Below are 8574 nucleotides of genomic sequence, written 5' to 3'. Positions count from 1 at the left end.
GTCCAGCGTTGTGCTTACATATGAATAAAACTTTATACATCATCGCCTCGTCTTTTCAGAGCGTCCTATTTATACGCTAGCGGAAACTTAGCGATGATGTGTGAAGTTTTTGTGTTAGTGGCTAATGCCGAGCATCTCTTTGAGCACCTTTAAGTAGCGGCGGCTTACTGGTATCTCAAAGCCTGTTTTGGTGATGATTTCCGCTAACCCATTTTCCAGTAACTTGATTTCGCTAATCGCTTTAATACTGACTAAGTATTGACGATGGCAGCGGACTAGAGGGGTTTTCTCTTCCAACGTTTTTAATGTCAGTTGGGTGCTCGCGGTTTGGCTGGTGGAGCGTACATGCACGCCGCTGATATCACTGTAAGCACATTCCACCGTGTCGGTGGCCATGATAACGATGCGGTTGTGTCCGATGCACGGTATCTGATCCAACGTGTCAGGTGTAATAGCAGACAGTTGTTGCGTTAGGGCGGATTGGCTAATGACTTTGTTTAGTCGTTTGACCGTTTTAGTTAACCTGCATGGGTCGACAGGTTTGAGCAAGTAATCAAAGGCATTGTCTTCAAATGCTTGAATCGCATACTGATCATAAGCCGTGACAAAAACCACATAAGGCATGGTTTCTGGATCAAGCATCCCAAGTAGTTCAATCCCCGTGACTTGAGGCATTTGGATATCGAGAAACACCACATCAGGCTTAAGTTCATTGATTTTTTTTAGGCCAAGGATTGCGTTTGAGGCATCGCCCACGACCTCAACTTGGCCTGTTTCATCCAGTAACTCTGCTAGCTCTTCACGAGCAAACTGTTCATCATCAATGACGAGTGCGGTTAACATCCAACATTACCTTTATTGCTTCAGCGTGCTTTTATGATTTTGGGGGAATGATAAAGCTCATTTTAGTAAATTGATGTGGCTCGCACGTAATTTTTAGCGCTGCATCACGTCCAAATTGATTAGTGAGACGTTTGTCGACAATTTCTAAACCTAGCCCTGAGTGGTTTTCTTTTGGCGGTTCAAAACTGCCTGCGTTGTCTTCGACGGTAATCAAGTGACCTTGTGGGTGTGCTTCGCTGTATATATGAACTTTACCACCTTCAAGCATGTTTGAAATGCCATGCTTAATGGCATTCTCAACCAAAGGCTGGAGTGTAAAGCTTGGTAATTTGATGTCCAGCAATTCAGGTTGAATATCGATTTCAACCTCTAAGCGGTCCGTAAAACGCGCTTTTTCGATGCTCAAGTACGAGTTCACATGTGCAAGCTCTTCCTTTAGCGTCACGGTATTAATGTTCTGCTTTAAATTGCTGCGGAAGAAGTGCGATAAATTTTGGATTAGCTCGCGCGCTTTGTCAGGGTCACGACGAGTAATCGCACTAATAGTATTGAGTGCATTAAACAAAAAGTGTGGATTCACCTGAGCGTGAAGCAATTTTATTTCTGCTTGGGCGAGTAAGGCTTGTTGTTGTTGGTAATCGCCATAAAGGATTTGGCTAGATAGAAGCTGGGCTATTCCTTCCGCCATCGACATGTTGGCCGTCGAGAACAATTTACGCTTCGGTTCATACAGCTTTATGGTACCAATGACCTCTTTCCCTGCACGCAGTGGGATGATCAGCGCAGATCCGAGCTTGCAATCTTTTGCAATGGAGCATTGGTATGGACGCTCCGCACCATCAAGATAAATGATGTCGTTTTTCTCCATGGAGTCTAATGTGCTTTGCGATGAAATCGGCGTGTTCGGTTTATGGTGATCATCGCCAATGCCCACAAACGCCAAGATCTTTTCTTGGTCAGTAATTGCGACAGCGCCCACTTTGGTTTCTTCGTAAATAATACGTGCGATTTTCTCTGCGTTTTCGGTGTTGAAGCCGTTGCTTAGAATTCCCACTGAGCGATCAGCAATGGTGAGCGCTCGACGCGAAAACGTCGCAGAAAACTTTTCAAAGATTGCTTTTCTGTCTTGCAGGATACTCATGAACAACGCTGCACCAAATGAGTTCGCGATGATCATAGGCGCTGCAATAGCGGACACCAGTTCATAGGCTTGATCAAAAGGTTTCGCGACGGCGAGCAGCAAAATCATTTGCACCACTTCTGCAACAAACGTGACGCTGAATACGACGCTTGGATTAAACAGCAATGCGCCTTTATTTCGCTTGATAAGGTAAACGTGGAGCAAGCCACCAATTACGCCCTCGGCGGTGGTTGAAATTGCGCAGGCTAGGTCAGTAAAGCCACCAAGAGAGTATCGATGGATGCCACCAGTAAATCCGACGGCGAAACCTACAACAGGTCCACCAAACAGCCCGCCCATAACTGCGCCGATCGCACGAGTATTGGCAATAGCATCGTTGATGTGCAGACCGAAATAGGTGCCGAGAATACAAAAGCCAGAGAAGAGTACGTAACAAATTAGGCGGTGGCTTAAGCGCGAAGAAATACTCAGCAAAGGTAAGATGATTGGCGTTTTACTTAGCATGTAAGCCAAAACTAAGTACACACACATCTGTTGTAAAAGGGAGATGACCAGTTCCATAGTGAACCTAACCTAGAATCAATGTTGTTATTGTATACCTAAGTAACCTCAAGATGCTTGGCTCAGATAGATAAGAACAGCTAAGTAAATGATGCTGCGCTGTGCTTTCTGAACCTTAAAGTGACTTGGGTATAAAACAAAAAGAGCCTGCAATTGGCAGGCTCCTATCTTAGTCACTCAGATGTGACGAGTATTACGCTGTTTCTGATACGGCTTGTGGTTTCTCTTCGTCAGCCAGTTCAGTTTCACCTTTACCCTTAGAGGTTTTGATAACGTAACCTGTCACAGCTAGGGCAAACACAATACCTACGATAGTTGATAGTTGCATTGGCAGACCAAAACCTAGCGAGCTGTTGTTTAAGATGAACGTGACACATACCGTGGTCATGAAGATAGCTGGGATAGTGGTAATCCAGTGCAGCTTGTTGTGACGCAGTAGGTAAGCGGACGCAGTCCAAAGCATCATTACCGCTGTTGTTTGGTTTGCAAAACCGAAGTAGCGCCAGATAATGCCGAAGTCTACTTGAGTTAAGATACCGCCGATAACGAACAGTGGAAGTGCCATCAGTAGACGGTTACGTAGCGTTTTTTGTTCCATGTTGAAGTATTCAGCAAGGATCAAGCGGCTTGAACGGAACGCTGTATCGCCAGACGTAATTGGTAGGATAACCACCCCCAGGAACGCAAGGATACCACCGAACACACCTAGCAGACCAAATGATGCGCTGTATACCACGTTACCAGGGCCACCGTTTTTCACAGCTTCTGATAGAGCGTCTAGAGAGCCGAAGAAAGACAGAGCGATAGCACACCAAATTAGCGCGATAACACCTTCACCAATCATTGCACCGTAGAATACGAAGCGACCGTTTTTCTCATTTTCCATACAACGCGCCATCAGTGGAGACTGAGTTGCGTGGAAGCCAGAGATAGCGCCACATGCGATAGTGATGAACAATGCAGGCCATAACGGCATGTCATTTGGGTTGAGGTTAGAGAACATGTCCGAAACTTGGAAGTCACCCATTACTGTGTGTTCGCTAGAGAAAGCAACGGCTGTCATTAGGCCAACAGACATAAAGATAAGTAGGGCGCCAAACAGTGGGTAGAAACGACCAATGATTTTATCGACAGGAACAATCGTCGCAATGATGTAGTAAGCAAAGATAGCAATAACCATCGTTGTCATGCTTACACTCAAGCTTGTTTGATCATTGATGAGGTTAGTAATCATGCCAGCAGGGGCTGAAACGAACACTACGCCAACTAGAAGCAATAGGACAATGGCAAAAATATTCATAAAGTGTTTTGCGCCATTACCTAGGTAGCGACCTGTAATGGTAGGTACAGATGCACCGCCGTTACGCACTGAAAGCATGCCTGAGAAGTAATCGTGTACTGCACCAGCAAAAATACAACCGACTACAATCCAAAGCATCGCCGCAGGACCGTATAGTGCCCCCATGATCGGGCCAAAAATTGGACCAACACCTGCGATGTTAAGTAGTTGAACTAGGTAAACTTTCTTTGTTGACATTGGAACGAAGTCAACACCGTCCGATTTGGTGTGAGCTGGCGTTTGGCGTTTTTCATTGATGCCGAAAATCTTCTCGACGAAAGCGCCGTAGATGAAGTATCCGCCGATTAGGGCTGCGACACAGGTTAGAAACCACATCATAGCAATTGTCCTTGGTCTTAGTTGGGTAGGGTAATTTTTTAATCTCAGGATGCATGTTATGCGTCACTTGTGTTAAATGCATTCGGTTAGTAGATGAGTGGTCGAATAGAGCACTGAGTGGTCGATATGCTGCTTGAGCGGTTTTTAAAAATGGCGAAAGGTTGATGACAGTCTTGAGCGGCTGATTTGAGTCATCAGTGGTTAAATCTGCAAGCTCAGCGGCAAGCGCCAATAATTAGTGGTAAGCTTATTTTTGAAAACAATTACTTAAGGAAGAACCATGAAAAAGGTAACGGTAGGTCTGGCACTGGCTTTACTTGCAGGATGCACAGCAACGACAGCAGATCTTGCCAAGTCGGGAGATTGGCATCAGATCGGATATCAAGATGGCATAACCGGACACACATCGCGCACGATGAGCGAGCTTCGTGAGTTGGGTAGTGTTAAGCAAAGTGACTACGACCAAGGTTATTTAGAAGGTTTACGTGAGTACTGTAATCCTGCTTTTGCGTATCAAATGGGGTTATCTGGTCAGTATTACGAAGGGGTTTGTGAAGGTACTGAGCAAGCGCAAAAATTCCGCATGGAATGGCAACGTGGTTGGAATGAATACTCAAATTAATAGTCAATAAAGCCGTTGTTACACTGTCTGTATCACATAAATGTGGCAAAATCTTCCTTATTAAACTATGTTCATACTGCTTGATAGTGAGCACAGAAAAAAGGAATCACATTATGTCAACGCAAATGGCTGGTGGCTGGAGTCCATTTCATGAACTCACAGCAGAGAATAAAGAAGTATTTGCTAAAGGTATCGAGGGGTTTGTCGGTGTCAAATACTCCCCTTTGGTTGTGGCTACTCAAGTCGTAGCCGGACAAAACTATGCGTTTTTCTGTAATGCAGAAGTTGTCTACCCTGGAGCACAACCATACCCAGCAATGGTTCATATGTTCAGTGACCTTGAAGGTAAAGTCGGTATTACTCACATTGAACGATTGAACTACTAAATTAAGCCATAAAAGGCGCCTGACTTTTAAATAAGTGAGGCGCTTTATTGATTAAGATTGATTAGTTTGCGCGATCACGACTTTTCTTAAATATCCTTGCTTGGCGTTCAGTTGCTCAGTCGCGCTTTCTCTATCCAGCCCGGTTAAAATCATCAAAATCGCTAACTTGGCGTCGTAGTCCGTTTCTTTGAGCGCCGTTTTAGCCTCTTGGTTAGTACAATCTGTTGCTTGCATAACAATACGAGCCGCTCTTGCAACTAGCTTTGCATTCGTCGCTTTCACATCTACCATTAAGTTCTGATAACTTTTGCCCAGGCGAATCATGCTTGCGGTAGTGAGCATGTTTAGTACGAGTTTTTGTGCCGTCCCTGATTTTAAGCGAGTGGATCCCGTTAACGCTTCAGGTCCAACAACGGGGCTAATCGCAATATCAGCAATATCTGCAATCGGAGAGTCAGGGTTACAAGATAGTGCTACAGTGGTGGCACCAAGCTCGTTCGCATACTCTAAGCCACCAATCACGTAAGGTGTTCGTCCACTTGCCGCAATACCAACGACGACATCGCGTTGTGTTAGAGTATTCTCTTTAAGATCTTGCTCACCCAATGCTGGATCGTCCTCCGCCCCTTCTTTTGCACGGAACATTGCCTCTTTTCCACCGGCAATAATACCAACGACCATCTCTGGATCTGTGCCAAAAGTTGGTGGGCATTCTGAAGCGTCCAAAACGCCAAGTCGACCACTGGTACCCGCACCGATGTAAAACAACCGACCTCCGACCTTAAATGCTTCCGTGATCTTATCAACGGCTTCAGCGATCTCAGGCAATACTTTTTCAACGGCAAGAGGAACGGGTTTGTCCTGTTGGTTGATGCGTTGAACAATATCGAGAGAAGGCAGCAAGTCGATGTCCATGGTGTCTGGATTTCGCCCTTCAGATACCAGATGGGATAAAGCTGCGATAAGTGCATCGTTCGTCATAATGAATTAAGCCTTTTTGTTTAGGATCTATTGCCCTTAATTTTTTGAATAGAGTACACCCAGTGAAGCGAGACGACTTGCCCCCGTAACTTCCGGTAAGTTGCTAGGGAGGCCGTGAATATGGCGCTGCGCAAGCCAAGCAAACGCCATTGCTTCCATGTAATCGCCATCAACACCTTTTTCTGCCGTTGTCGCAACGCTCCATTGTGGCAATAACTTGGCCAGTCGTTGCATCAAAAGCGGGTTTCTTGCTCCACCGCCACAGACCAATAGTTGAGGTGTGATGCCATGAGAAAACTTGTCGACTTCGTTGGCAATGGTAATTGCAGAATACTCGCAAAGTGTACGTTGTACGTCTTCGATTGGTAAATTGTGATGGGCCAGTTGTTGATGCAGCCAGTCAATATTGAACAGTTCTCGTCCGGTACTTTTAGGGGCTGGCATGGCGAGGTAAGCTTCTTTGAGTAATTGAGTCAACAAAGTAGCGTTTACCGTTCCTTTAAGTGCAAACTGTGCATCTTCGTCGAAGCTTTGCCCAGTATGCAGCGCACACCATGCGTCCATCAACATATTGCCCGGGCCTGTGTCATAGCCAATGACTGGTTGTTCTGGATGCAGTACCGAGATATTGGCAATGCCTCCAATGTTAAGTACCACAGTTGTGGAATCCTGCATCGCAAAAATGCTTTTATGGAAAGCAGGGACGAGTGGGGCACCTTGTCCACCTAGCGCCATGTCTTTACGACGAAAATCCGCTACCGTATCAATGCCTGTCTTGACCGCGATAATGTTGGCATCACCCAATTGAGTGGTAAACGGCAAGTTTCCGGTAGGCTGATGGAACACTGTTTGACCGTGATTACCAATCGCACGAATTTGCTCTGCGACGTAACCAGACTTATTGAGCAGCTGTAACACGGCATCTGCAAATAGGTGGCCGAGCTGGTGGTCAAGTTCACCTATGGTTTTTAAATTTGTTGCTTGACCGGTACAAACAGATAACAGCATGTCTTTTAGTGCTGCGGGCATTGGGTAGTCGTCGTGCGCAATCAGGCGAACATGCTCATCGCTTATTTCAACTAGAGCGGTATCAACACCATCCATACTCGTTCCAGACATCACACCAATGTACAGTTCGTTAAATTTCATAGCCGATCTCGTCAATTCTGCATTCACTTATTGTAAAGCAAATCTGAAGCGAATAACCTCATCGAATACGAGATATTCAGCCGATTTTGAGGAGAAAACATGGGACCGTTATGGGTTGACGTTGCGGGGTATGAACTGACCGCTGAAGACAAAGAAATCTTGGAGCATCCTACGGTTGGTGGCTTAATTCTATTTGCTCGCAACTATCATGATAGCGAACAGCTTCAAGCACTTACTCAATCCATCCGAAAGGCGGCTAAGCGCCCGTTTTTGATCGGTGTGGATCAAGAAGGCGGCCGAGTGCAGCGCTTTCGTGAAGGTTTCTCATTAATTCCTGCTGCTGATGAGTACGCTAAACATCAAAATGGTGAAGAGCTTGCTCGTATGGGCGGTTGGTTAATGGCAGCAGAGCTGATTGCCCATGATATTGATTTAAGCTTTGCCCCGGTACTTGACCAAGGCCATCAATGTAAAGCGATCGGTAACCGTGCATTCGGTGAAGATGCCGATACCATTCTTCGCTATAGCACTGCTTATATGCAAGGAATGAAGAGTGTTGGCATGGCAACGACAGGCAAACACTTCCCTGGACATGGTGGCGTGATTGCAGACTCACATCTAGAAACACCATACGACGAGCGCAGTGATATTTTTGAACAAGATATGGCGATCTTCAAAGCGCAAATTGATGCCGGTATTTTAGATGCCATGATGCCTGCTCACGTGATTTTCCCACATTATGATGCTCAACCAGCCAGCGGTTCTGAATACTGGTTAAAACAGGTTCTGCGTCAGCAATTGGGTTTTAAAGGTTTGGTTTTTTCGGATGACTTGACCATGGAAGGCGCTGCGATTATGGGCAGCCCAGCCGAGCGAGGTGCTCAAGCATTGAGAGCTGGCTGCGATATGTTGTTAATGTGTAATAAACGAGAAGCGCACGTTGAAGTATTAGACAACTTACCGGTTTCAACCGTGCCACTCGCGGATGGATTACTAAAAAAACAGTCATTTTCTCCAAGCGAACTTAAGCTATCTCAAGAGTGGAAAGCGGCGAGTGAAGCGATGAAACGCTTGACTAGCTAAACCTCTTGTAAAAGATTCAAAACAGCGATGAGAAGCCAAAGTTAATTATACTTTGGCTTTTTATTTGGATGTAAACATAGTTTTACACTAAATGTTTTTTATTCTGTACGCTTGTTTTTCTTTTTTAGCC

8 protein-coding genes are annotated in these 8574 nt (G+C 45.5%); 3 read left to right on the top strand and 5 right to left on the bottom strand.

The window, feature by feature from the left end; all coding sequences use genetic code 11:
- Nucleotides 1–114: 114 nt before the first annotated feature.
- The 3 genes from btsR to CAG68_RS19385 all read right to left on the bottom strand — a co-directional run bounded on the left by btsR (nt 115) and on the right by CAG68_RS19385 (nt 4223).
- On the bottom strand, nt 115–843 hold the full coding sequence (gene btsR / locus CAG68_RS19395; RefSeq protein ID WP_005381917.1) for a two-component system response regulator BtsR: 729 nt from the start codon (nt 841–843) through the stop codon (nt 115–117).
- Between the two features lie 31 nt (nt 844–874).
- Nucleotides 875–2545 carry a sensor histidine kinase gene (locus tag CAG68_RS19390; protein ID WP_005381915.1) on the bottom strand — a complete coding sequence of 557 codons (1671 nt, stop codon included), beginning with the start codon at nt 2543–2545 and terminating at the stop codon, nt 875–877.
- 193 nt (nt 2546–2738) lie between these two features.
- Entirely contained in the window at nt 2739–4223 is a 1485-nt protein-coding gene (locus CAG68_RS19385; RefSeq protein WP_005381914.1) for a carbon starvation CstA family protein, read from the bottom strand.
- A 280-nt stretch (nt 4224–4503) separates the two neighbouring features.
- Here CAG68_RS19385 and CAG68_RS19380 point away from each other — a divergent pair, with 280 nt between their 5' ends.
- Both CAG68_RS19380 and CAG68_RS19375 read left to right on the top strand, forming a co-directional pair.
- Nucleotides 4504–4845: a DUF2799 domain-containing protein gene (locus CAG68_RS19380; RefSeq protein WP_005381912.1), complete on the top strand. Its 342-nt coding sequence runs from the start codon at nt 4504–4506 to the stop codon at nt 4843–4845.
- A 113-nt stretch (nt 4846–4958) separates the two neighbouring features.
- Nucleotides 4959–5231 (top strand): hypothetical protein, encoded by a 273-nt coding sequence (locus CAG68_RS19375; RefSeq protein ID WP_005381911.1) that lies wholly within the window; start codon nt 4959–4961, stop codon nt 5229–5231.
- 51 nt (nt 5232–5282) lie between these two features.
- Here the strand turns inward: CAG68_RS19375 and murQ are convergent, their stop codons facing one another.
- Together murQ and CAG68_RS19365 are read right to left on the bottom strand one after the other, a co-directional pair.
- Nucleotides 5283–6212: an N-acetylmuramic acid 6-phosphate etherase gene (gene murQ / locus CAG68_RS19370; RefSeq protein WP_161441536.1), complete on the bottom strand. Its 930-nt coding sequence runs from the start codon at nt 6210–6212 to the stop codon at nt 5283–5285.
- A 36-nt stretch (nt 6213–6248) separates the two neighbouring features.
- Complete coding sequence (locus CAG68_RS19365) at nt 6249–7361, bottom strand: anhydro-N-acetylmuramic acid kinase (protein WP_154204830.1); 1113 nt, start codon at nt 7359–7361, stop codon at nt 6249–6251.
- A gap of 99 nt (nt 7362–7460) precedes the next feature.
- Here CAG68_RS19365 and nagZ point away from each other — a divergent pair, with 99 nt between their 5' ends.
- Nucleotides 7461–8444 carry a beta-N-acetylhexosaminidase gene (nagZ, locus tag CAG68_RS19360; RefSeq protein WP_005381905.1) on the top strand — a complete coding sequence of 328 codons (984 nt, stop codon included), beginning with the start codon at nt 7461–7463 and terminating at the stop codon, nt 8442–8444.
- Nucleotides 8445–8574 lie beyond the last annotated feature (130 nt).

The organism is Vibrio sp. V42_P2S4T144 (genome assembly GCF_009904715.1).
Lineage (GTDB): Bacteria > Pseudomonadota > Gammaproteobacteria > Enterobacterales > Vibrionaceae > Vibrio > Vibrio alginolyticus.
Note: the sequence above shows the minus strand (reverse complement) of the source record. Positions and strands in the feature narration are given on the sequence as shown.